2 protein-coding genes are annotated in these 1711 nt (G+C 71.1%); both read left to right on the top strand.

From position 1 onward, the window contains the following. On the top strand, nucleotides 1-513 hold a 513-nt coding region (locus RTM68_RS18640; RefSeq protein WP_312173810.1), incomplete at its 5' end, for a CoA pyrophosphatase. 118 nt (nucleotides 514-631) lie between these two features. Then, nucleotides 632-1711, top strand: a 1080-nt coding sequence (purD, locus tag RTM68_RS18635) for a phosphoribosylamine--glycine ligase (RefSeq protein WP_312173808.1), incomplete at its 3' end; no start/stop codon positions are given.

The raw sequence follows: 1711 nt of genomic DNA, 5'->3' as shown, positions 1-1711 counted from the left end.
GAGATGCCCGTGGCCGCCGATCTCGACGTGCTGCTGCAGCGTCGCGCCGCCACACTGTCGTCGCACCCCGGGCAGGTGTCGTTCCCCGGCGGACGCCGCGAGGAGCACGATGCGGATGCCGTCGCCACGGCGCTGCGCGAGGCGCAGGAGGAGACCGGACTCGACCCCTCGGGTGTCGACGTGCTCGCGACGCTCGCCGAACTCCCGCTCGCCGCGAGCAACCACCTCGTGACGCCCGTGCTGGGCTGGTGGCGTTCGCCGTCGCAGGTCGCGGCGGTCGACCACGCCGAGACGGTCGAGGTCTTCCGTGTGCCGGTGGCGCAGCTGCTCGACCCCGCGACGCGATTCACCTCGACGATCAGCCGCATGGGCCGCGTGTGGAAGGGCCCCGCGTTCGATGTCGACGGCACCGTCGTCTGGGGTTTCACCGCGATGGTGCTCGACGCACTGTTCGATGCGACCGGGTGGACGGTGGCGTGGGACCGGTCGGTCGAACGCCCGATCGCGCTCTGACGTCGCCCGGCAGGTGGTCGTTGAGCGAAGACGACGAAGTCGCCTGAGACGAAACGCCGTGAGCCGACCGGCGGCGTCACCGCCGAAACCCCACGGCCCGCGTCGGTAGTCTGGACGGGTGAAGATTCTCGTCCTCGGTTCCGGTGCCCGTGAGCACGCGATCATCCTCGCCCTGCGAGCAGAGAAGGCGGAGCACGAGATCTTCGTCGCCCCCGGCAATGCCGGCATCGCGCAGGATGCGACGCCCGTCTCGCTCGACACGCTCGACGGTGCCGCTGTGACCTCGTTCGCGAACGAGCACGCCGTCGACCTCGTCGTCGTCGGCCCCGAAGCCCCACTCGTCGCCGGCGTCGCCGACGTGCTGCGTGCGCACGGCATCCCCGTGTTCGGCCCCGGCAAGGCCGCGGCTCAGCTCGAGGGATCGAAGTCGTTCGCGAAGCGGATCATGGATGCCGCGGGCGTGCCCACCGGTCGTGCGGTGCGCGCCACCACCACGGCCGAGGTCGAGGCCGCGTTCGACGATCTGGGCGCACCCTACGTGGTCAAGGCCGACGGGCTCGCGGCGGGCAAGGGCGTCATCGTGACGACCGACCGCGCAGACGCACTCGCGCACGCCGAGCACTACCTGCCCTCCGGCCCGGTGCTGATCGAGGAGTTCCTCTCCGGCCCCGAGGTCTCACTGTTCTTCCTCAGCGACGGCGACACGGTGCGTGCGCTCAGCCCCGCGCAGGACTTCAAGCGCGCGCTCGACGGCGATGAAGGTCCCAACACCGGCGGCATGGGCGCCTATTCGCCGCTCCCGTGGCTCGCCGAGCAGTTCGGCAGCGAGCAGGCCTTCGTCGAGGAGGTCACGCGCGACGTGGCGCTGCCCGTCATCCGCCAGCTCGACAGCGAGGGCACCCCGTTCATCGGACTGCTCTACGCGGGGCTCATCCTCACGCCTGCGGGTGTGCGCGTGATCGAGTTCAACGACCCCGAGACCCAGATCGTGCTGCCGCGTCTCGAGACGCCGCTCTCGGAGCTGCTGCTCGCCGCGGCATCCGGCACTCTCGAGGACCAGCCGGAGCCGGTCTTCAGCGACGACGTCGCCATCACCGTCGTGCTCGCGAGCGAGGGCTATCCCGAGGCGCCGCAGACCGGTCGCCCGATCGAGGGCCTCGCCGAGGCTGCGGCCGTCGACGGCGTGCGCCTGGTGCAC

Source organism: Microbacterium sp. (assembly GCF_031988965.1).
Taxonomy (GTDB): Bacteria; Actinomycetota; Actinomycetes; order Actinomycetales; family Microbacteriaceae; genus Microbacterium.
This window is presented reverse-complemented; position numbering and strand designations above follow the sequence as displayed.